Source organism: Prevotella micans F0438 (genome assembly GCF_000243035.1).
In the GTDB taxonomy this organism is placed as follows: Bacteria; Bacteroidota; Bacteroidia; order Bacteroidales; family Bacteroidaceae; genus Prevotella; species Prevotella micans.
In genome coordinates this window covers 14,264-36,719 of the sequence record NZ_JH594523.1, presented here as the reverse complement: position 1 = coordinate 36,719, position 22,456 = coordinate 14,264, and the positions used below count along the sequence as shown (strand labels likewise).

The 22,456-nt window shown below is 45.3% G+C and carries 16 protein-coding genes; 7 read left to right on the top strand and 9 right to left on the bottom strand.

Going from position 1 to position 22,456, the window contains the following annotated elements:
- Window positions 1-387 precede the first annotated feature (387 nt).
- The 3 genes from HMPREF9140_RS07980 to HMPREF9140_RS07970 are packed head-to-tail and all read right to left on the bottom strand — an operon-like array spanning window position 388 to window position 1,799.
- Window positions 388-609: a DUF2795 domain-containing protein gene (locus HMPREF9140_RS07980; protein ID WP_006953182.1), complete on the bottom strand. Its 222-nt coding sequence runs from the start codon at window positions 607-609 to the stop codon at window positions 388-390.
- Between the two features lie 50 nt (window positions 610-659).
- Complete coding sequence (locus tag HMPREF9140_RS07975) at window positions 660-1,208, bottom strand: cob(I)yrinic acid a,c-diamide adenosyltransferase (protein ID WP_006953181.1); 549 nt, start codon at window positions 1,206-1,208, stop codon at window positions 660-662.
- Complete coding sequence (locus HMPREF9140_RS07970) at window positions 1,209-1,799, bottom strand: hypothetical protein (RefSeq protein ID WP_018572100.1); 591 nt, start codon at window positions 1,797-1,799, stop codon at window positions 1,209-1,211.
- Between the two features lie 112 nt (window positions 1,800-1,911).
- Here HMPREF9140_RS07970 and HMPREF9140_RS07965 point away from each other — a divergent pair, with 112 nt between their 5' ends.
- Window positions 1,912-2,232 carry a DUF3467 domain-containing protein gene (locus tag HMPREF9140_RS07965; protein WP_006953179.1) on the top strand — a complete coding sequence of 107 codons (321 nt, stop codon included), beginning with the start codon at window positions 1,912-1,914 and terminating at the stop codon, window positions 2,230-2,232.
- Window positions 2,233-2,459: 227 nt separating this feature from the next.
- On the opposite strand, the gene HMPREF9140_RS07960 is transcribed toward HMPREF9140_RS07965, so the two are convergent.
- Window positions 2,460-3,911 (bottom strand): aminoacyl-histidine dipeptidase, encoded by a 1,452-nt coding sequence (locus tag HMPREF9140_RS07960; RefSeq protein ID WP_006953178.1) that lies wholly within the window; start codon window positions 3,909-3,911, stop codon window positions 2,460-2,462.
- Window positions 3,912-4,000: 89 nt separating this feature from the next.
- Here HMPREF9140_RS07960 and HMPREF9140_RS10975 point away from each other — a divergent pair, with 89 nt between their 5' ends.
- The 5 genes from HMPREF9140_RS10975 to HMPREF9140_RS07935 all read left to right on the top strand — a co-directional run bounded on the left by HMPREF9140_RS10975 (window position 4,001) and on the right by HMPREF9140_RS07935 (window position 10,952).
- Entirely contained in the window at window positions 4,001-4,195 is a 195-nt protein-coding gene (locus HMPREF9140_RS10975; protein WP_006953177.1) for a hypothetical protein, read from the top strand.
- A 39-nt stretch (window positions 4,196-4,234) separates the two neighbouring features.
- Entirely contained in the window at window positions 4,235-4,831 is a 597-nt protein-coding gene (locus tag HMPREF9140_RS07950; protein ID WP_006953176.1) for an OmpH family outer membrane protein, read from the top strand.
- A 243-nt stretch (window positions 4,832-5,074) separates the two neighbouring features.
- A complete protein-coding gene (locus tag HMPREF9140_RS07945) occupies window positions 5,075-8,302 on the top strand; it encodes a SusC/RagA family TonB-linked outer membrane protein (protein ID WP_006953175.1) in 3,228 nt (1,075 codons plus the stop codon).
- 14 nt (window positions 8,303-8,316) lie between these two features.
- Window positions 8,317-10,092, top strand: a complete 1,776-nt coding sequence (locus HMPREF9140_RS07940; protein WP_006953174.1) for a RagB/SusD family nutrient uptake outer membrane protein — start codon at window positions 8,317-8,319, stop codon at window positions 10,090-10,092.
- Window positions 10,093-10,115: 23 nt separating this feature from the next.
- Window positions 10,116-10,952, top strand: coding sequence for a hypothetical protein (locus HMPREF9140_RS07935; RefSeq protein WP_006953173.1), 837 nt, complete (start codon window positions 10,116-10,118; stop codon window positions 10,950-10,952).
- A 920-nt stretch (window positions 10,953-11,872) separates the two neighbouring features.
- On the opposite strand, the gene nrdG is transcribed toward HMPREF9140_RS07935, so the two are convergent.
- Both nrdG and nrdD read right to left on the bottom strand, forming a co-directional pair.
- Entirely contained in the window at window positions 11,873-12,346 is a 474-nt protein-coding gene (nrdG, locus tag HMPREF9140_RS07930; RefSeq protein WP_006953172.1) for an anaerobic ribonucleoside-triphosphate reductase activating protein, read from the bottom strand.
- Window positions 12,340-14,502, bottom strand: a complete 2,163-nt coding sequence (gene nrdD / locus HMPREF9140_RS07925) for an anaerobic ribonucleoside-triphosphate reductase (RefSeq protein WP_006953171.1) — start codon at window positions 14,500-14,502, stop codon at window positions 12,340-12,342. Before nrdD ends, nrdG begins: the two co-directional genes overlap by 7 nt.
- Before the next feature lie 282 nt (window positions 14,503-14,784).
- Between nrdD and HMPREF9140_RS07920 the strand changes: the two genes are divergently transcribed.
- Window positions 14,785-15,861 (top strand): 4Fe-4S binding protein, encoded by a 1,077-nt coding sequence (locus tag HMPREF9140_RS07920; RefSeq protein ID WP_018572096.1) that lies wholly within the window; start codon window positions 14,785-14,787, stop codon window positions 15,859-15,861.
- 28 nt (window positions 15,862-15,889) lie between these two features.
- Here the strand turns inward: HMPREF9140_RS07920 and HMPREF9140_RS07915 are convergent, their stop codons facing one another.
- From HMPREF9140_RS07915 to HMPREF9140_RS07905, 3 genes are all read right to left on the bottom strand, one after another.
- On the bottom strand, window positions 15,890-16,492 hold the full coding sequence (locus HMPREF9140_RS07915; protein WP_006953167.1) for a chromate transporter: 603 nt from the start codon (window positions 16,490-16,492) through the stop codon (window positions 15,890-15,892).
- Window positions 16,489-20,235 (bottom strand): phosphoribosylformylglycinamidine synthase, encoded by a 3,747-nt coding sequence (purL, locus tag HMPREF9140_RS07910; RefSeq protein ID WP_006953165.1) that lies wholly within the window; start codon window positions 20,233-20,235, stop codon window positions 16,489-16,491. The genes HMPREF9140_RS07915 and purL overlap by 4 nt, the downstream gene beginning before the upstream one ends.
- Before the next feature lie 1,585 nt (window positions 20,236-21,820).
- Window positions 21,821-22,333, bottom strand: coding sequence for a hypothetical protein (locus HMPREF9140_RS07905; RefSeq protein WP_006953164.1), 513 nt, complete (start codon window positions 22,331-22,333; stop codon window positions 21,821-21,823).
- Window positions 22,334-22,456: the final 123 nt, after the last annotated feature.

The following is a 22,456-nucleotide window of genomic DNA, read 5'->3' as shown; positions in this document are numbered from 1 at the left end:
CGTCGCGCGCGTATGAAAAGACTAATTAATAGGTCTGGCCTGTGTGTGTGTGTGTGTGTGTGTGTGTGTGTGTGTGTGTGTGTGTTAGCACTTTTTCCGAGCTCACCAAATTATTGGACGAAAAAATCACAGAGAAATCGAAATTTCTCTGTGTCGCTGGGGCGATGGAATATGTTACTAAGTGTCTCACGGCGGCAAAGGTATATTAATCAATTTGTTTCAGCAATGATAGATTTGATTTTTTATTTTTAGTAAGACTGCGAAACGATGTGATTATAGCTATCCGTGGTTAGTTCTATCGGGTCTGTACACATAATGCAGACGTGCAATCCGGTTCTGAAAAAGAAACCGAATTGCACGTCTAAATATATTCGGGCCGATGCTTAGTCAATATTCATCTTCGTTCCATAGAAAATCGTCCTTGGAAGGATAGTCGGGCCAAATGTCTTCAATGCTGTCGTAAGCCTCTCCTTCATCCTCTATCTCTTGCAGATTCTCGAGCACCTCGAGCGGCGCTCCAGAACGCGTGGCATAGTCAATGAGTTCTTCCTTTGTTGCCGGCCAAGGTGCGTCCTCAAGTTTTGAAGCTAATTCCAATGTCCAATACATAGGCTAAAAATGTTAAAAGTGTTTGATGAATTGCGTGCAAAAGTAGTGTATTATTTTTTATCTCCAAGTGGGCCCCATCTTTTTTCAGGCGTGTTGGAGAGCATGTTCAAATGGCGCGAAAGCACGAAAAAATAGTCGGACAGACGGTTCATATAGGCTAACGTCTCGGGATGTATAGACTTCAGGGTTTCGAGGCCTGTAATTAGTCGTTCGGCGCGCCTGCATACTGTTCGGCACACATGGGCCTGCGCAGCCTGAATACATCCACCCGGCAGAACGAAACAATGTTGTGGCGGAAGTTGCTCCTGCATACCGTCTATGAGCTGCTCTAGGGTTTGAGCAGACATTCCCTCGATTTTGACCGAAGCATCCGATACAATCGATGCGCCGATTGTAAACAGACTGCTTTGCACGTTGTTCAACTCTTCTTTATGATTATTGTTTGCAAGCTGAGCCACGAGCAAACCTATGTGAGCGTTGAGCTCGTCGAGTGTTCCGCAAATCTCTATTCGGGGGTCGGTTTTCCTGACTCGGAGATTGTGTCGAAGGTCGGTCTCACCGGTATCTCCGGTTCGAGTGTATATTTTGTTCTTCATCATTCAGAAATTCACTATATGATTTTGTTTCGGACGGTATTTGTCGAAAAATACAATCCCACAATAATAAAGGTCGAAAGTCACTCCTGTTCGGTCGTCATCGAGAATCTTCTTCCACAAATCGCAAAATGCTTTTCGGTTGCTCGAAGGTTCGAGAATCAGAATCGAATGCTCGTTAGCATGATTTATCACCTCCTCATAGAACGTTTCCGTGTGGTCGTCGACCGTTGCTCTGACAACTAGATGTTCGTTCTTACCAAACTGCGACCATTCGAAGCATTCATCTGAACTGACGAATCGTATCTGTCGTCCTGTTAGCTCTACATATAATTTATAAACATCGCCCGACCCGCGCCAATCGAGCCAGATATCGCACTTAACATGCAGACTGATTCTGAAATACAGTTCGCCGAGCCTACTAACCATGTGCGGAACTCCTTTCAAAGAACGCCCTAATTCTTTACATTCCTTGGTTCTTCGGCGACTGGTTATGACTTCGCGTGCAAATCGGTAGGCCGACGGAGAATGTATGCCGAAACCATGTACGTGTCGGATTCTACTCATCCAAATCAATAACTTTCTGAATCTTTTCATAGTTTGGCGTCACTTGAAACGCGAGCGAAGTTACAAAAAACGAGATTGTGTCATGGCCTATTCCTGTTGAAAGGGCCTATCTTTGCGTGGAAAATTCACCAAAAAGAAAAATATGAATAACGAAAAGAATCCTCACCCCCAGCAGTTACAAATAGATTTGTCTCCAGAAATAGCAAAGGGAGTTTATTCAAACTTTCAAATCATATCGCATTCCAACTCCGAGTTTGTGATAGATTTTGCCTCCCTACTACCTGGTGTTCCAAAAGCGATGGTATCTAGTCGGGTTATAATTTCCCCGGAGCACGCGAAAAGTCTCCTCTCAACATTGAATGATAATATCGTTCGTTATGAAGCCGAATTCGGTAAGATAGAACCTCCCAAAGACAAGAAACTTTCCGTTGCTCCGTTCGGTATTCCAAAGGAACAAGCATAGATAGGTTTAATTTATAGTTATCTATGACCAAAGGGCGCTTTTCGTGAGTGTCCTTTTTTCTATATCTCTGATTTCATCTCTTCACTCCTAAGAGCGCGAAGAACCCGTTAATCTGCTCAGAAAATATACCGAGACATAAAAATCCTCCGCTCAAATTAGAGAATAATTTGGCGGAGGATAATAGACAATGGAAAATCAAAAATTTTCCAGGGGGCGTGCTGTATTTCTTAATCGATATTCTTCAGAATGGCTAGTAGATGATCCCAAACCATCTGAACGGTTGGAATGTGCAAACGTTCGTCTGGAGTATGAACACAACGAAGGGTCGGTCCGAAGCTAATCATATCCAAATCGGGATATTTTTCGGAGAAGAGACCGCATTCGAGTCCAGCGTGGATTCCTAAAACTTTAGGTTCTCTATTAAACAGTTTCTTGTATTCTTCGGTTGCAACCTTAACGAGTTTAGAGTTTGGATTCATTTTCCATGCAGGATAGCCATCGCTTTGCTGAACATCAGCGCCGGCGAGTTCAAAGCATGCTTTCACGGTGTTGGCCATGTTTTTGAGGTTGCTTATAACATTGGAACGTTGCGAAGAAACGATGTCAACCTTGTTCTCGCTGCTCTGAACGCTTGCGATATTGCTTGATGTTTCGACCAGCCAGGCGAGGGCTTCGTCCTGACAATTTGCAAGAGGACCATTGTCGAGAGCCTGAATTGCGAGGATTAGATTGCGTGAAATTTGTTTCGGCATCACTTTCTGTGCGTCTGTGCTGCTGAGATTCCAAACCATTGACGGGTCGGTTACATGATATTCTTCTTCTACACCTTTCGTGAAAATATTCCAATCGGCTTTAACTTCCTCTTTCTTATTAGCAGGAACTGCGAATATAACTTTTCCATCACGAGGAATAGCATTGTGCATTTTACCCGAGTTCCACTGTGCGAGACGAAGGTCGGTTTTGTCCTGCTCTATATAAAGGAAGCGGGAAAGGATTTTTATTGCATTTGCAAGCTTTTTATTGATGTCGTCTCCGGAGTGTCCGCCATTCAATCCTTTCAGGCTGGCCTCCATGAAGAAATATCCATTAGGTGCATCTTCACGTTCGAAATTGAACACGGCGCTGGTATTTATTCCGCCTGCGCAGCTCACAAAAATCTGTCCCTCGTCTTCTGAGTCGAGATTGATTAAATATTTGCCTGTCATGAATCCTGACTCCAGACCAAATGCACCTGTCATTCCGGTCTCTTCGTCGCGTGTGAAAAGGCATTCAATCGGACCATGTTCTATGTCATTAGAGTCCAGAATAGCCAACTCAATAGCTACTCCAATTCCGTCGTCAGCTCCCAGAGTCGTACCTTTAGCATGCAGCCATTCGTCCTCGACGTAGGTTTGAATAGGATCGTTGTCGAAGTCAAATTCAATGTCTACTAATTTATCGCAAACCATATCCATATGACTTTGTAGGATGATAGTTGGATATTTCTCAAAGCCTTTTGTTGCAGGCTTACTGATTAGTACATTACCGGTTTGATCTACTTTTGTCAGTAGATTTCTTTCTTTTCCAAAGTCTTCTAGATACTTGATGATTTTCTCTTCCCGCTTAGATGGCCGCGGAATCTGATTAATCTTTGCGAAGTGCTCAAAAACAAGAGCTGGTTGTAGTTTTGTGTTTGCCATTTTTAAATATTTTCTTTGTTATCTTTTGGTAGATTATTGCTTTGTCCTACCTTTGTCACGGTAAAAAAGCAGACGCAAAGATAAAAATAATGATAATTACTCTATTGTGTAGTGTGTTAATAATTGCAATAGCTTTTATCTTGCTGAACGTACGAATAATTTGCTTAAAAGATGGAAATTTTAAGTCACAACATATTCACGATAACGGCTATTTGAAAGAAAAAGGAATCAATTGTGTCATAGACCAAGATAAAGAAGCTCGAATAGAAAATCGTGCATTCTGATTTCTTTACTAACAAAACAATAAAATAAAGAATATAAAGATGAAGAGAATTTTAAATTCATTAGCTATAGGAGTGATGGTCTTAGCCATGACTTCATGCAACAAACAACCCCAGGCAAACGATACAAAAAAATCGGAGAAAATAGAGACAACCGTTCAGACTTCCGAGGGACAAAAAATAGCTTATGTGGATATTGATTCTATCATGAGTCAATATACTTATTGGAAAGAGGTGAAGAAGTTGATGAAAAATAAAGAAGCTAATATTCAGAAAATACTAGCCGGCAAGCAACAATCACTTCAGCAAGCCGCTGCAAACTTCCAACAGAATATTCAAGCAAATAAATATACGCAAGTTCAGGCACAACAAATTCAGGCTAGTATTCAGAAGCAGGCACAGGATGCTGAGGCATTGCAGCAACGTTTGGGAAATGAATATCAAAACGAGGTGGCCAATTATAATAAGGCTCTTTCGGACAGTGTGCACAATTATCTTAAAGAATATACCAAGGATAAGAAATATACGATAGTTCTTGCAAAGAGTGGAGATAATATTCTCTATGCAGATAAAGCCTGCGATATAACTGATGAGGTTGTCAAAGGCTTGAATAAAGCTTATAAGGGAATGAAAAAATAAAGCAAGTTTGTATCCATAGTTAATTTGGGATAAGGTCCGGTTAGAAGAGATTCTAACTGGACCTTTTTGTATAACAATTGATGTTACATGACTGGTGATACTTTCATTAGGGAAGAAAGTGCAGGAAGCTACTAAAAAAGTATTATAACCTCTGAATTCTTTTATGATACCTTTGCAACTGCCCTAATATATAGGGTAATGCGTTAATTCGCTATCACCAATAACCTAAAAATAGGCTTGAACATGATTTTTAAATTTCCGAAAAACTTGCTACTCGCCGGAATATGTACCGGTGTGATGTTTTCGAACACGGCGTTTGCCGAGAAAGGAAACGCAGCCGTAGAGGCTGTTCAGCAACAGAGAACAGTGAGGGGTACCGTTAGCGACGCTAGCGGTCCGATTATCGGGGCTACCGTTATGGAAAAAGGTACCAGTAATGGAACAGTGACAGACTTCGATGGTAACTTTTCCATAAACGTTAAGCCGGGAGCAACGCTTGTTATTTCCTACATCGGCTACAAAGCGCAGGAGATTACTGTGGGCAACAGCAATAGCATAAATGTGTTGCTCGAGCAGGACAACCAGTCGCTGGACGAAGTGGTGGTTGTGGGATATGGTGTGCAGAAGAAGAAACTCGTCACCGGTGCAACCGTCGAGGTTAAGGGCGAGGCTATTGCAAATCGCAACACAATCAGTCCGCTCAGTGCTTTACAGAACCAAAGCCCAGGTGTGAATATAGTTGCATCATCCGGTCAGCCTGGAGATGGCTTCAAGGTTAACATACGTGGTGCTGGAACCAACGGTGACCCTACACCTATATATGTTATAGACGGTGTAGCCGGTGGTGATATCAACTCGATTAATCCCGCTGACATCGAACGTATAGATGTACTGAAGGATGCTGCTTCGGCAGCTATTTATGGTGCACGTGCTGCAAACGGTGTTATCCTTGTGACAACAAAACAGGGTAAGGCTGGAAAAGTACAAGTGAACTACGATGGAAATATGGGTTGGCAGAACGTTGTAAAACTGCCGCGTATGCTTACAGCTGGAGAATACATGACTATTCAGGACATTACGAGTATGAATGGTGGTGGTGCTCCTTATGATTGGACAAAATATCTCAACCAAGATTTAATAGATGCTTATCGTAACGGAAGCAATCCCGGCACCAATTGGCTTGAACTCTTGAAAAATAAGAACGCAATGACAACGAGTCAGTCGCTTAACATCAGCGGTGGTTCTGATCTTTCGAGATTCAGCTCTGGTTTTGGTTATCAATTCCAGGACGGTGTGTTTGGTGGTCCGGTTAAATCGAATTTTAGCAGATTTACTTTCCGTATAAACTCCGAGCATGTTATCTATCGTCATGGCAACCGAGATGTGGTTAAGTTCGGCGAGAATATCTATTTCCAGCATCGCCAGAGCCAGGGTATCAGAATTGGCAACCAATATAATAATGCCATATACACAATGATGGCTGCGGCTCCTATTGTACCGGTTTATGCAGCAGATGGAACTATGTTTGATTATGATGATCTCCGCGCACAGGGAACAGAGGAGAACGGACTACTGGCGTTGAATCAATATATGGCCAATCCGCTCAATAAGATTCTTGCAGGCCAAAGCGCTAATAATAAAAACAAATCGTTCAATCTGAATGCTGTGGCTTTCTTAGAAATTCAACCCATCAAGGGTTTAACCTATCGCGGACAACTTTCCTACAAGCAATATGCAAACATGTGGAAAACTTATGAGGCCGTTTATAATAATAATATGAATGAGCAAAGAACGGCCGACCAGATGGATATGAATATGGGAATGGGCTGGAATTGGTCGACAACCAACACATTGAACTATGTGTTCGACCTGAAGAAGCACAATTTCGATATGCTCGTGGGAACAGAATATTCACGTGAAGGAAACAACATGGCAGAACAAATGAGAGCCACTGCTACAAATAGTTTGTTCAGCGATTTCAGACATGCTTATTTCAATAACTTCTCCACACACACTAATCTGCAAGGATTCCCGTCTGACGACCATTCACTATTGTCCTATTTCGGTCGTCTGAACTACAATTTCGATGAAAAATACATGTTCAGTGCAATTATCCGCGCCGACGGTTCATCGAATTTCGCCCAAGGTCATCGCTGGGGCTGGTTCCCGTCATTCTCAGCCGGTTGGGTGCTCAGTAATGAAAAGTTCATGCAATCGATGAGCAACTGGTGGAACTTCATGAAACTGCGTGCAAGCTGGGGACAAAATGGTAATGAAAACATTGGCGCTTACGGTTACTATGCAGCCTATTCATTCGGTTATGACGGTCTATACTCGTTCAATAACGACAAGACAAAGGGAATGCAGGGCGGTTATCCCTCACGTTTGTCGAACCCTGATCTAACTTGGGAAACATCCGAACAAACCGACATTGGATTCGATGCCCGTTTCCTCAACAATAGATTGGCTTTGAGTTTTGACTGGTATAATAAGGAAACGAAAGACCTTCTCATAGAAGTTCCCATTTCCCCAATTAACGGCCATGCTTCCCAGAGGCGCAATGCCGGCTCAGTTCGTAACACAGGTGTTGAACTTGCCCTTAATTGGACTGACTTAATCGGAAAAGATTTCAGATACAACGTAGGCTGGAACATTGCTTCAAACAGTAATAAAGTCACTGCGGTTAGAAACGGTAGTGGGTATATCAACGGCGGTCAGGAGCTTCTATCTGAAGGGACCGACTATATCGCACGAATGGAAGAAGGGTTACCTATTGGATATTTCTGGGGTTTCAAAACTGCAGGAGTGATTCAGAATCAGGCCGACCTGGATGATTATCTTGCAAAGAATTGCGGCGGACAAGCTGCCAACTCGCTACAAGGAACTGGAATCGCTCCAGGTGGACTGAAATTCGTTGACGTGAATGGCGATGGCAAAATTGATAGTAACGATAAAACGATGATTGGTAATCCACACCCAAAAGTAACCATGGGTATAAATCTTGGTGCAAGCTGGAGTGGATTCGATTTCTCGCTCTCGAGCTATGCAGCCCTTGGAATGCAAATTGCCCACACATATCGTAAGTTCGGAAACGGACAGTTCGACAACTGGACCTCTGAAGTGTATAAGTATTGGCACGGTGAGGGTACATCTAATCGTTACCCGCTCTTACTTCCGGGCAACACTGTGAATCTGCAGAACATTTCAGACATCTATATCGACGATGCAGGGTATTTCCGTCTCCAGAATCTCACTCTTGGTTACGACTTCTGCCGCTTGTGGAAAAACTCACCCTTCCAGCAGTTACGTCTATATTTCCAAGCACAGAACCTTTTCACAATCACTTCCTATGAAGGAATGGATCCTGAACAAGGCACTGCCATTGGAGATGAATCATGGGTGACTGGTGTAGATGTTGGAAACTATCCGCAGCCGCGCACCTTCCTCATCGGTGTTAATATTAAATTCTAAAAACAGAACTTGCAATGAAACAAATAGGATATTATATCGGTGCAGCAGCTATAGCTCTGGGTGCATTCACATCGTGCACACTCGACGCCGAAAACTATACGGAGAAGTCGACACAGAACTTCCCCAAAACAAAAAACGACATCGCACAAGGCCTTGCAGGAATATATCAAAACCTCAATAAGGCTACAGCAACGCCGCAAACTACCTTTCTTTTCTATTCGCATCTGGCAAGCGACGAGGTTCTAGGTGGTGGAGGACCGAACGATAAACTCATGCAGGCTATGGACTTGCTGATGAACTTCGGAACCGACATGACCAACGAATTTTTCATTCAGCGTTATATCGGAATAAACCGTGCTAACTCATTGCTCGACGCTTTGAAAAACATGCAACTCAATGCAACCGAAAAAGCACAGGCCGATGGCGAAGCACGATTCCTCCGTGCTTATTATTACTACGAGTTGGCATCGATGTACGGTCGTATTCCGCTCACCATAACATCAGAGGCAGCAAAGCCTGTTCAGGCAACACCGGCTCAGATATGGGGACAAATTCTCCTCGACCTCAAAACAGCCATAGATGAAATGCCCGCACAGAACACTTCGACAACACGAATAGGGCACGTAGATAAGTATGCGGCCGAGGCTCTGCTAGGGAGATGCTGGCTCTTCTATACCGGAATGTATTGCAACGGCGACCAGTTGGCCGACATGACTAGCACGAACTACAATCCTCTCACCGAGGTAACACTCCCCGACGGTTCGAAACTCACAAAGGCCGATGTGATTGCTTACATAGACGACTGTGTGAACAACTCGGGTTATACTCTCGTTCCCGACTTCCGCAACCTCTGGGCATACACCAACAGATGTACCGTTGAGGACTACGACTACACAAAAGGCAAAAACCTCAAATGGGCTGAAGACGATAACGCCGTGAACCCTGAATCGATGTTCGCCATTAAGTTCTCTAAGTATGCCGACTGGAACGACTCCAACATCGGATATTCCAACCAGTATGCCCTCTTCTTCGGTGTTCGCGGACAGGGAACAAACGAACGCACATTCCCATTCGGAAGTGGATGGGGAGCAGGCCCTGTTTCGCCAGCACTTGTGAACGATTGGACAGTTACCGAACCTAACGACGTGCGAATGAAAGCCAGTCTTGTTGCAGCCACCGACGAATATCCAAGTTACGCACTTGGCGGCGGCGGAGAATACATCCAGGAAACCGGAATCTACGGCAAGAAAGTTATGCCCGTCACAGCCAAAAAGAGCGATGGAACAATATCTGTATCCTTTGCAAACATAATGTATGGCACAGACAACTGGAAGGGTAATGCAGAAAACTTCCAGCTAAATAACATCAACGACCTTGTGCTAATCAGATTCGCCGAAGTGCTCCTCATGCAAAGTGAACTCAAGGAAGATGTCACCGGTATAAACCGAGTTCGCGCACGTGCAGGTCTCACCCCGATTGCAGCCTACTCGCTCGAAGCCCTGCAAAACGAACGTCGCCACGAGCTAGCCTTCGAATTCCTACGCTGGAACGACATTCGCCGCTGGCACATCGCCGCCACTGCACTCGAAAAGCAAAACGGAGTGAAAATATATAACAACGGTCAGCAAACCAACAACACCCCCCATGGCGGAGGATACGCGGCACGCTACAATGCAACAGCCGGATTCGCCAAAATCCCAGAATCGCAAATACCCCTCGCTGCAGGGGCCGATGGACACATCGATCAAAATCCAGGATGGGCAGGCGGCTCTGACTATAACCAGTGGTAAATAATTTTTTAACAGCAACAACAATGAAAAAGAAAATATTCTTTCTTCCCCTGCTGGCCATAGCTATTGCAGCCTGCGACACCAGCATTGAAGATAGCGGACATCCTTCGCCGGCCATCACGGCTGCCGAACTGCAAAATCGCGTAACCCTTACCCAAACAGGTACAGAAAACGCGTTCACCTATTCCACCTCTCCCGCTCTGCCAGTACAAGTGCTCGACCAGGATGGAAATATCCTCGCCAGCGGAGTGGCGGGCGAACTCAAATCGTTCCCTCCACCCGTTACATCGCTCATTGTGCGCGTTATCAATCAAGATGGAACATTCACATCGATTGAAAAAAATGTTACGATAACCGAATATAAAGACGTGCCTGAAATCTACAGAGTTCTCTACGGCACCGACTACAGCGAGCGCACCTGGACGTGGGATGACACCGACCCAAACGGCGTTTGGGGTAACGGAAACCTCAACGACCACGATGGGCCAGCATGGTGGAAAGTCAGCGCAGCCGATATTGACGGTCAAGCTACCAGTAAGAATCTGCCGCAAGACGGTATCAACGGCTGGATGAAATTCATCTGCAAACAAAGAGTCGTTAAAACCAGTCGCGGCCAAGACGGCTCCACCTCGTGGGATGGCACAAAGCACACCCCGAAAAGCACAGGCGACTTCGGTCAACTCACCTTCAAAGGCACTTTCCCCCTCATGGGTATTCTCGTAAACAAAGGCAACAAACCTCAGTACGAATATTGGATTCTTAAGATGGATAATACTCATATCACCCTTGCTGCCGCCGAAAGTAAGGATGAACCCTGGGGTACGGCCTTCTTCTGGAACTTCAAGGTGAAAACGAACTAAGAAGAAATCCCCTCCGCGCGGCATAAGAATTTATTCAAAGTGGAATCGGCAATCCCCCGCGCGGCCTTTTTAGAAAAAACACATAGGTTTAAAGTTTATATAAGGTAAAAACGATTGTTGATTTAGTGATGAACTAATTGTTTGTTCAAGTAGCTAAACTAAGCTACAAACCTCTCTCTGATGGGTGTATCGAATTCAGGTCGATACACCCTTTTTTCTGTCTTAAGTGAACTCGCAGGAGACCTCTACAATATTTAGGTTCTCATTTTATGTATTTCTTCCACGGCAGAAATACATAAAACAATTAAATGTGTATTTCTTCCATGGCAGAAATACATAAAACAACTTAATGTGTCTTTCTTCCACGGCAGAAATACATATTAGAGTAGAGAGACTAGGGAAAGAGATAAAACTAGAGACAATTAATTATTAATGTGAATTCGGTTTAAGAATCTTTTTAACCCCTGGAGAGTAGACATAACTTATACCGGGGAATCCGATTTACTCTGCTTTGAAACTCAATAGATACCAACTCGGGCGGAATGCCCGCATGTAGGGACAGACCCCGTGTCTGTCCGCCGGAATGCCCGTGTAGGGATAGGCCTTATGTCTGTCTGCTGAAACGTCCGCATGTAGGGACAACCCCCGTGTCTGTACGCACCCAGACGACCGGACGAAATATGTTATGCGGTCGGTAGACCGAATTGGCAGAGAGGCGGACAGACACGGGGTCTGTCCCTACATGCGGGCCTTCCGCCCGAATTGGCATTCGTTGTTTATTACCCCATTGTTTCCGAGGAGGCAATGGGCTGGTTCTTAAATCGAACTCACGTTATTAACATCTACAAAAAAAGCATTCGCCCCGGGTAGGAGGCGAATGCTGAGAAAAAGAGACGAGAACTTGGAACTTTAAGGTTGGGCTAGGTGGAGTTTATCTGGAATCGGTGAGTGATGTCGTCGAACGAACCGTCGGGATGGAAGCGATACATACGCTGGTTGGTTGTTGGACTGTTCAGCGCACCAAGATGTCGAATGTAGGGGCCTACCTTTATATAATCGAACCGGTTGCGGGAGATGAGGGGCGAAATTGTGGTTCGACCGGTGTACCATCCGATTTTTCGGTCGGGATGGTTCTTTCTGATGTGTCCGGCAAGTTGATTCACTCGTTCGGGAGCTGAATCTCCTCCCATGAACCCGATGCAGGTGATTTGGCTGCCAGCCTCGTTGATGAGTTGGTCGATGGAGGCTTCGGTGAGTTCTGTTCCGGTGTCTTTCCACAGGAATGGGCTGTGGCAGCCGGGGCATTTGCATGGGCAGTTGGAGATGTTGATTGCCAGAGTCACTTCGTCTGGAAATTCTTGGAAAACGATGTCTGTGCCTACGAATTTCAGCATGTGAGTGATTCGGTTGGCTCGAGTTGTGTTTCTTTTATTTGTTCATTGTTTGTTGCGGGATATTTTTCTTGTGTGGCATAGTATCGGCGGGCGGCCTCTTCTTGTCGGGCAGCCGAGAAGTTGCTGACGCGTTTCATGTAGCCGATGATACGCGTGAGATAGTCTACGTTTTTGGAATGGCAGTGCGGACATTCTTTTAGATAGCGCTTGTCGATGTGTCCACAGTCGTTACATACGGTGTTCGGAATGTTGAACGTGAAATAGTTGCATCCTTCCTGGGCGGCCACTCGAAGCAGTTGGCGATATTGTGGCTGCGAGAGGTGTTCGTCGAGATTCATGTGCAGGGCCGAACCTCCTGTGAGGTGTTCGATGTAGGGTGTACCGTGTAGTTTGAATTTGTCGAGTATGGTTAGGCTGTCGTCTTCAACCCGATAGAAATAGCTGTTGTAGCAGTCGCGCGGTACGAAATATCCATCGGCACGGTCCCATTTTGCGTGTTTCACTCCGACGTTTTCTGCCGGAATCATTTCGCAGTTGAACATTGCTTCTTTGGTGCGATATTGCTTGTTGTATTTTTCTATCAATCCGAGCAGGCTTTGTACATATTCTTTATATGCGTCGTTGGGGGTTATGTCGAGCCCCATAAATTCGGCTGATTCAACGAGTCCGTTTATTCCGATGGTGAGATATTGTCTGTCGATGTTGATATAACCGGCGTCGAAGAGTGGCAGCATTCCGTTGTGAAGGAGTCTTTTGAGATTTTCATTGTAGGCCAGCTGCACTTTATGACATAGGTCGATGATGTGTGAGAGATGTTCCTTGTAGTCGATTCCATGGCTCATGGCATGCTGTACGCATCTGTTGAGATTGATTGTGAGAACGCTTTTCGAGCCTGTCGAAACTCCGCCCGCACCTAGAGTGTAGGAGAATCCGTTGTCTTGAATCTCATTCCGTAGGCGGCAGCACGAGCTTAGAGAATCGGCGTTGTCGCTCATATAAGTGAAGAAGCTGTGACCTTCGGCGTACATACTTGCTGCGAAATCGCCCCATTCTTTGTCGCGACATTCGCCATTTTCGGCTAGCAGAGCCATGGTTTCAACGGGGAATGTTAGTACGGCTTTGGTACGTTCTTGATTGAACCATTTCATGAATCTTTTCTGCAGCCAGGAAAGACTCTCCCAGTCAGGTCGAGAACCGTCGGGGAAATAGAAGTTGTCGAAGAGCGATTCGAAATAGAAACGGTCGTAGTAAGAAATGTTCCAGAACACAGCCTGATAGTTACGTGCGCCTGTGGGTTGGTTGAGTGAGTAGACAATCTGCTCGAAATCGTCGGTTATGATTTTGTCTATCGTGCGTTTTTTCATACTCAAGTCTACCACTTCATCGGCACGCTTCCAATAGTCCTTGCCATATTCTTTCTGAATGAAATAGTTCATATACATAAGAAATTCGGGGGTAGCGCAAGCTCCAGCCAGCATACTTGAAACCATGAACACCATGTTTATGAATCCACCGCAAAAACTTTTCAGATTCGTTGGTGCTGTTGAGTTCCCACCTATCGAAGTTGTGCCGCCAATGAGCCACGGATACATGGTTATCGAAGCGCAATAATTGGCCAGATTAGTCTCGTCGTTTTTATATATAAAATGGTTAGTGAGTAAACTTAAATATTCATCCGCTAATTCCTTGCCGTACATTTTTTTTATACGGTCGGTCAACAATCGGCGATTCAATCTGATGAATCCCTGCTTGGGAAGTTCACCAATCAGAGTCGCAATATTTTTGTTTTCGACATTGGCATTTGCATCGAATTTCGAACCCGTCGCAGCATTCTCTGCCTTACAATAATCAGAAAGGAATTTCATCTTCTCGAGAGTCTCGCGGTCTTCTGCATGTTGTTGGCGATACACAATAAAACTCTTTGCTACCCTATAGAATCCTTCTCTCATCAAGGCTTCTTCTACCTGATTCTGAATATCTTCCACCTTTATGTCATTGTGGATATTCAAATTGGCCAGGATTTTCGAAACCGTGCCCAGATCGGTTGGTTCATTAACACTCTCGAATGCTTTAACGATGGCATTCATAATCTTGTCGAGCGAGAAACGCTCCTTTGCTCCGTCTCGCTTTGTGATGGTGAAATTCTTCATTTCCATTGATAATATTTCTTGTTGTTGAATGTTTTGTTATGTTCTATCGGTTGTCCTTTTTGGAAAACTTTCTTTTCTGATAATCCTGAAAAGTTATCCCTTTTGGGAATCTTTTGTGTTTGCAAAAGTATTGATTAGGGCCCGAAACCAAATTCCAAAATGACGGATAAATATATTCCTATGGTGGGGAAAAGGATAGCTGCCAGGAGAAGAATAATGAATCGAGCCAGGCTATGCATCAGGGTATTTATGGCTACTTTTGCGACTATTCGAAACATAGTATATAAGATGAAAAAGCTACAACAGATTCTCTTACTACTCACTTGCATTGTTGTTATTGCAACAGGAGCTATTCAGCGCGATGGGAAAATTGCAGGACATGATTTGCAGGACACTGCGGACATTAAAAATAATAAGATGCAAACTGATACTATGCATACTCTTGATGATGGGACTGTGGTTATAAATACAACCGCACTTGGGCGGGATATATCAGGCTATGGAGGCCCAGTCCCGTTGGAGATTCATCTGCAACAAGGACGAGTCGTCAGCGTTCGTGCGCTCAAAAATTCAGAGACGCCTGAATTTTTCAATATGGTGAAACCTTTATTAAAATCATGGAATGGACGAACGCCCGATGAGGCTCTCAAAATGAAAGTCGACGCAGTGAGTGGGGCCACATTTTCATCGCGAGGAGTAATCGGAAACATGCAACGTGGACTTGCTTATGCTGATAAAAAGGCGGCTGAGCAAGCTCTCGTTTCGAAACCCGACCTCAACGCTAAGTTGATATTCGGCTTGCTTGTAGCTCTCATGGGAGCAATCTTGCCACTTTTCCTGAAAAACAAACGCTATCGTATTCTGCAACTCATTCTCAACGTTGTCGTTCTCGGTTTCTGGTGTGGGAGTTTTCTGTCGTGGTCGCTTTTCGTGAATTTCATGGCAAATGGCGTAAACATCTGGCCTTCGCTAACACTCATTGTGATGCTCGTTGTAGCGTTCATTTATCCGCTCTTTGGAAAGAAGAACTACTACTGTACGAACCTCTGTCCTTGTGGTTCGCTTCAAGATCTAGCAGCAAAAATCAGTCGACAGAAATGGCATATAAGTCAACGCCTTGTGAAAAGGCTCAATCTTGTCCGTCAGTGGCTTTTCATAGTTTTAATACTACTGATGATAACTGGTATTAGTTTCGAATGGATGGATTATGAAGTTTTTTCGGCCTTCATCGTAACTTCGGCTAATGTGGTTGTTTTGATTATCGGTGTGATTGTTTTTGTGCTTTCGTTTTTCATTCCTCGCCCATATTGTCGGTTCGTTTGTCCCACCGGAACACTGTTCCGATTTACCGAGAAACGTTGGTGATTAATAGTTTTTATTCTCGATAAGATAGTTATTCCTCGGGTTTTACGATTCGTCCGTATATATATCCACTCAGGCCGGCGGCGATGATTATATAGACCGGATTAACGCCGAGCAAATAGATTAATCCGGCTGTTACAATGGGAATCCAGCAATTGGAGAAACGTATATTCGCACTCTTGGCCAGCTTGAACGTGGGCACGGCTATAAGTGCAACCACGGCTGGACGAATACCGCGGAACATGGCGGCAACCCAGCGTATATCCATGAACCGGTGGAAAAACAGAGCTATGAGCAAAATGATGAGAAACGACGGTAACACTGCGCCAAGACAAGTGCACAGGGCGCCACGCAGCTTGCGCAATTTATAGCCAATGAATATGCTAATGTTAGCCGCGAAGACGCCGGGACAACTCTGTGCCACGGCGATGAGGTCGATGAACTCCTCGTCGGCAATCCATTTATGTTTTTCAACCACTTCGCTCTTGATGATAGGAATCATGGCGTAGCCTCCGCCCAGGGTGAAGGCGCCAATTTTGAAGAAGGTTTTGAAAGCTGTCCAATAGAATGAGCCCGCCGACTCTACTTTTGTTGAGTTTGCGGGCTCGATGGGTTTATTATCACTCTCGTTCATTTCTTTTTTGTTTCAATCCATTTGCGGGCATTTACGAACGCCTCAATCCATGGAGTTACATCGTCATTGCGCCTATCATGAGGATAATAAGCCTGCTGCCAAGGGAACACGGCGCGTTCCAGATGGGGCATCATGGCGAGATGCCGACCGTTAGAAGAGCAGATAGCTGCGGCGTTATAGTCGGAACCGTTCGGATTACCAGGATATTCGGCGTAGTTGTATTTTGCTACGATGTTATAGTTGTCTTCCGACTCGGGCAGATAGAATCGACCCTCGCCATGGGCTACCCATATTCCGAGCTTACTACCGCCGAGCGACCCGAACATAACGCTGTTGTTTTCGGGAATAGTTACACCGAGGAAACTGCTTTCGAACTTCGTGCTGAGGTTGTGTGTGAGGTGCGACGAATGTTTATGTTCGGGGTTGATGAGGTTTAGTTCGGCCATTAGTTGGCATCCGTTGCAGATACCGAGCGATAGAGTGTCCTGGCGAGCATAGAAATTTTCGAGTGCCTGTTTTGCCCGCGGATTATATAGGAATGCACCCGCCCAGCCTTTTGCCGAGCCCAGTACGTCAGAGTTTGAGAATCCGCCGCAGAACACAATCATGTTAACCTCCTCGAGGGTTTCGCGCCCGCTCACGAGGTCGGTCATTGTGACATCCTTAACCTCGAAGCCTGCGATATATAGAGCATAGGCCATTTCACGTTCGCCGTTGGTTCCTTTTTCGCGGATAATTGCGGCGCGTGGAGCCTGTGAATCTATAGTTCCGCAGTTATTCTTCCATCTGTCGGGGTCGAGTCCGTATTGGTCGAAGCGCCCGGTGAACGATGGGTTGAACTTCATTTCAATGGGTTGTTTTTTGTAATTGCGCTGGCGTTTGCGAGCCATTCCATTCATACTTTGCCGACGGTCGAGCAGATAGGATGTTTCAAACCATGTGTCGCGTAGCTCATCAATGTTGAGCTCGATGTTTTTATCTCTATCCGCGATTGAAAGAGTGCGTTTGTCGGGTGTTGGAGTTCCGATACGAGCAAATCCGATGTTGTTCTCCTCGAGGAAAGCTTTCACAGCATCGGCATTTTCGTTAGAAATTTGGATAACTACACCGGGGTTCTCGGCAAACAGTTTCTTGACAAGATTATCGCCGGCCATGTCGTACAGGTTTATCCGCAAGCCGCCATCCACGTTTGCGAAAGTCATTTCGAGCAGTGTTGTGATGAGTCCGCCGGCCGAAATATCGTGTCCGGCAAGAATCCATCCGCGACGAATCATTTCCTGGACAGCCTCGAAGCATTCGCAGAAATATTGCGGGTTGCGAACTGTAGGTACTTCCGAGCCTAGTCGGCCAATACTCTGCTCAAGAGCTGAGCCGCCTAGTTTCAAACTATCGAAACTGAAGTCGATGTGCAGAAGTCGGGTAGCTGCATCGTTTACCAGAACGGGTGACACAACCTTGCGAACGTCGCTTACCTCGCCGCCACTAGAGACGATGACCGTGCCTGGCGAAATGATTTTCTCGCCGTTGGGATATTGTTGGCTCAACGACAGAGAATCTTTTCCTGTGGGAACATTCACGCCAATGGCGCAGCAGAAATTCGACAATGCCTCTACGGCCTTATAGAGTCGTGCATCCTCGCCCTTTTGCGAGCGACAGGGCCACATCCAGTTGGCCGACAAGCTCAAACTGTCCATACCCTCGGCCAGCGGTGCCCAGACAATGTTTGTAAGCGATTCGGCTACCGACAGCACCGACCCGGCTTCTGGCGACACCAGTCCTGCTTGCGGAGCGTGCCCGATTGCGGTTGCGATGCCTTTGCGACCGCGATAGTCTAGCGCAACCACACCGCAGTCTGAAAGCGGTAGTTGGATGCGTCCCTGGCATTGTTGGCGTGCCACTTTACCCGTTACCGAACGGTCTACTTTGTTTGTGAGCCAATCTTTGCAAGCCACTGCCTCCAAGCGGAGCACACGGGAGAGATATTCCTCAATCTTATTCTGGTCGAACTCTCCGTCGGCATACTTCCGCTCCACGCTCTCATCGGTCATAATCGTTTTAGGCGAATGGCCGAACATCTGTGCCACATCCAAATCGAATGGCCTTACGCCGTCGGCCTGAACAAATGAGAAGTGCGCATCGCCCGTGGTTTCGCCCACCAAATACATCGGAGCCCTTTCGCGTTCGGCAATCCGCCGCACATGGTTAAGGTGATGTTCGTCGATTAACAATCCCATGCGTTCCTGCGATTCGTTGGCAATAATTTCCTTCGCACTCAGAGTTGTATCGCCCACGGGCAACTTGTCCATTTCGATTTGCCCGCCGCAATCTTCAACCAGTTCGCTCAGACAGTTCAGATGACCGGCCGAGCCGTGGTCGTGAATCGATACGATAGGATTATTGCCCTCCTCGACCAGTGCGCGTACCAGATTATAGGCCCGTTTTTGCATTTCGGGGTTAGCTCGTTGAATGGCATTCAATTCTATGCCGTTGGAATATCGGCCCGTGTCGACCGATGACACCGAACCTCCTCCGAGTCCGATTCTATAGTTCTCGCCACCCACCACGACAATCTTGTTGCCTGGCTGCGGTTCTTTCTTCAAACAATCCTCGCGTGTTCCGTAGCCCACGCCGCCGGCTAGCATAATCACCTTGTCGTAGGCATATTTCTCTCCATTTTCCTCGTGCTCGAACGTCAGTACCGACCCGGTGATGAGCGGCTGTCCGAATTTATTCCCAAAATCACTCGCCCCGTTCGATGCCTTTATGAGAATCTGTTCGGGCGATTGATAGAGCCACTTCCGTACGGGCATAATATCCTCCCAATCGCGTTGGGGTAGGGGACGCCCGCCGTCGTCCCTTAGTCGTGGATAGGCTGTCATGTAGACTGCTGTTCCTGCGATGGGCCACGAGCCTGTGCCGCCTCCCATGCGGTCGCGAATTTCGCCTCCTGTTCCGGTGGCTGCGCCGTTGAACGGCTCCACGGTGGTGGGGAAGTTGTGAGTTTCGGCCTTTAGCGAGATGACGCTTTCGATGGGTTTTACGCGGAAATAGTCGGGCACGCTTTGATTAGCCGGTGCAAACTGTTCGATTTCCGGTCCTTCGGCAAAGGCCACATTGTCTTTATAGGCCGAAAGAATACGTCCCGGATTCTCACGGGTTGTCTTTTTGATAAGGTCGAACAGGCTACTTTCCATCTTCTTTCCGTCGACGATGAATTCGCCTCCGAAAATTTTGTGTCGGCAGTGTTCCGAGTTGATTTGCGCGAAGCCGAACACCTCCGAATCGGTTAGCGGTCTACCGTTTTGTTTGGCAACTTGGTGCAGATATTCAATCTCGTCAGTCGAGAGTGCGAGCCCTTCTTCTTCGTTGAATTTTTCCAGGTTTTCAATCATTCTGACTGGTTCGGTTCGATGCTCGAATGAAAAAATCATCTGGTCGAGCCCCTGATACATTCTCTGCAACATTGTGTCGTGTTCAGCGTCGGCCGAGTCAGCGGGAAAATATTCCTCAACACGCGAAATGCCGTTGAGACTCATATTCTGTGTAATCTCAACGGCATTTGTGCTCCACGGCGTAATCATTTCCCGTCTTGGTCCGATGTAGAACCCTTCAACGTGTTCGGTTTCCAGAACATTTGCTTCTCCGAAGAGCCATTTCAATTTTTCTATTTCATTTATCTTGGGTTGATGGTCAATTTCGACTGCAATGATAGTCTCCTTTGTTGTTTTGAAGAATAGAATCATAATCTGCTACTGTTTTTTATTTGATGCAAAGGTAGTGCAAACGAGGGCAAAACGATTGAGCTTTCAAGAAAGCTCGGATTGTTTTGTCGAGAGCCGTCTTACCTTATGCGAAGGTAGTTCAAACCAGATGCTGAAGGCTTTCGCTTCCCTCGACGAGACATAAAATTAAGTTCCGGACGCCTTTGCAACTTACGATGAGACATAGAACTCGGTTCCGGAACCCTTTGCAACTTACGAAGAGAGTTACAAAGTTGTTCTTATAGTTATTGCACTTTGCTACGGGAGTCTCCCAATCAGTTTTATTGCCGATGCACTTTGCGACTGGGACGACGAAGACCTTTTCTATCCGATTGCAAAATATTTTTATATAAAAGCATATAAACTAAATATTTACATAGATTATTGAATATATAAATTATATCAGATTATATTTTCCATGTTATATTTCTTGTAAATACCGATATAAAATGATATTTCAATGTTATATTAGAAATATCAATACTATTGGAATATCTTTTCAATAGTATAGTGATATTATTAATCATACTAGAATGTGTTTTCCATTGCCTATGGAATTAGTTAGTTATACCAACGAGTATTTTCCATAACCTATGGAATTAACAATCTATATAAACGATATTTTTCCATAGACTATTGAATCAGCTGGCTATAGTAGTGATAATATTCCATAGATTATGGAATAAACAATTTATAGTAACGATAACTTTCCATAGTCTATGGAAAACATTCATCGATATGACGAATATTTTCCATAATTAATGTAATAGGCTATCTGATAGATTATTATATAAAAATATTTTGCAATCGGATAGAAAAGGCCTTCGCCTTCCCGTCGCAAAGTGTATCGGCAATAAAGCCGGTTGGGAGACTCCCGTAGCAAAATGCGATAGTCATAAAACTGATTTTGTAATCCTTGTTGCAAAGTGCGATAGCTATAAAAACTACTTGGCGACTCTCTTCGTAAGTTGCAAAGGGTTCCGAAACTGAGTTCTATGTCTCATCGAGAGTTGCAAAAGCGTCCGGAACTTAATTTTATGTCTCGTCGAGGGAATCGAAAGCATCCTCAACCTATTGTTATTTGCTGTTGTAAGTTGCGAAGGCTATAAAAACAGCTCGTAGGTTCCTGTCGCAAAGTTCGTCGGCAATAAGACTGGCTTGGAGGCTCCCGGCGTAATGTTCATCAGCAATAAAATCGGCTCGTAGGTTCCTGTCGCAAAGTGCGAAGGTATCTTCAGTCTGTTTTTATCTCTTATTGTAATGTGATTTCGGTTTAAAATAAACTTCGACTCGGGCAGAAGGCCCGCATGTAGGGACAGACCCCGTGTCTGTCCGCCCTCCCGTCGTTCAAGGACGTGATAAATATATGTGTCGCCATACCTGAAATTGTTATTCGGTCGGTATACCGAATTGGCGTGGGGTGCCGGACAGCAAATCACCCCTCGGGGTCTGTCCCTACATGCGGGCCTTCTGCCCGAGTCGAAGTTTATCTTAAATCGAACTCATGGAAAATAAAAAAGCCCGGTCGTTAGGCCGGGCTCTATAGAAGTTTTAGACGATTCGATAGCTATTTGAAAGGTCTCCAATAGACATTATATGACCTATCCTTTTGGGCAATGAGTTTGATTTCAATATTCTGACCTTTAGGAGCCTGCTTTCTAATTTTATTTCCGATTTCAATAGTTTGAAGAGCGTTTCTTACTTTACTAACATAAGTCCAGTCGGTGTCAGGCTTCTTGGGGGCCTTTAGCAATTGTTCGCTAGAGATAATTTTATCAGAAGCGCCGCTCATTATAACATCCGCAAGAGCTGACGCAAATGAATATTCCTCTTCTGTAAAGATGAAGCATTTATCGTCCTCCGCAGAATATATGATATAGTCTGATGTGTAATCAGACTTATCTTTCTTTTCGATAACGGAAGCTATAGCTTTTCCCAATTTAGCATCGGAAGCATCTACACTCCGCGTTTGTTGTGTTTGTTCCGGAAGGTTGTACACATCTTCCGAGCTGTCTGCATTGCTACAGCTGAAACAAATTCCAGCTAAGGGTAGCATCATGAAAAAAATCTTCTTCTTCATACGTTTGATTATTAGTTGTGAGATACACCTCTCCAAATACCTCGATTAAAATAATCCTTGGCCGGTTATGCGATTGGGAGAAGTTCCATCGGATATGGATAATCGATAGGCAATCGTAAATCG

Bases quoted from the DNA above. Each gene is read 5' to 3' on its own strand.
- HMPREF9140_RS10975 (WP_006953177.1), top strand. From the start codon at position 4,001: ATGATAATTACTCTATTGTGTAGTGTGTTAATAATTGCAATAGCTTTT.
- HMPREF9140_RS07960 (WP_006953178.1), bottom strand. From the start codon at position 3,911: ATGGCAAACACAAAACTACAACCAGCTCTTGTTTTTGAGCACTTCGCA.
- HMPREF9140_RS07980 (WP_006953182.1), bottom strand. From the start codon at position 609: ATGTATTGGACATTGGAATTAGCTTCAAAACTTGAGGACGCACCTTGG.
- purL (WP_006953165.1), bottom strand. From the start codon at position 20,235: ATGATTCTATTCTTCAAAACAACAAAGGAGACTATCATTGCAGTCGAA.
- HMPREF9140_RS07920 (WP_018572096.1), top strand. From the start codon at position 14,785: ATGAAAAAGCTACAACAGATTCTCTTACTACTCACTTGCATTGTTGTT.
- HMPREF9140_RS07915 (WP_006953167.1), bottom strand. From the start codon at position 16,492: ATGAACGAGAGTGATAATAAACCCATCGAGCCCGCAAACTCAACAAAA.
- HMPREF9140_RS07965 (WP_006953179.1), top strand. From the start codon at position 1,912: ATGAATAACGAAAAGAATCCTCACCCCCAGCAGTTACAAATAGATTTG.
- HMPREF9140_RS07970 (WP_018572100.1), bottom strand. From the start codon at position 1,799: ATGAAAAGATTCAGAAAGTTATTGATTTGGATGAGTAGAATCCGACAC.
- nrdG (WP_006953172.1), bottom strand. From the start codon at position 12,346: ATGCTGAAATTCGTAGGCACAGACATCGTTTTCCAAGAATTTCCAGAC.
- HMPREF9140_RS07905 (WP_006953164.1), bottom strand. From the start codon at position 22,333: ATGAAGAAGAAGATTTTTTTCATGATGCTACCCTTAGCTGGAATTTGT.
- HMPREF9140_RS07975 (WP_006953181.1), bottom strand. From the start codon at position 1,208: ATGATGAAGAACAAAATATACACTCGAACCGGAGATACCGGTGAGACC.
- HMPREF9140_RS07950 (WP_006953176.1), top strand. From the start codon at position 4,235: ATGAAGAGAATTTTAAATTCATTAGCTATAGGAGTGATGGTCTTAGCC.
- HMPREF9140_RS07945 (WP_006953175.1), top strand. From the start codon at position 5,075: ATGATTTTTAAATTTCCGAAAAACTTGCTACTCGCCGGAATATGTACC.
- HMPREF9140_RS07940 (WP_006953174.1), top strand. From the start codon at position 8,317: ATGAAACAAATAGGATATTATATCGGTGCAGCAGCTATAGCTCTGGGT.
- HMPREF9140_RS07935 (WP_006953173.1), top strand. From the start codon at position 10,116: ATGAAAAAGAAAATATTCTTTCTTCCCCTGCTGGCCATAGCTATTGCA.
- nrdD (WP_006953171.1), bottom strand. From the start codon at position 14,502: ATGGAAATGAAGAATTTCACCATCACAAAGCGAGACGGAGCAAAGGAG.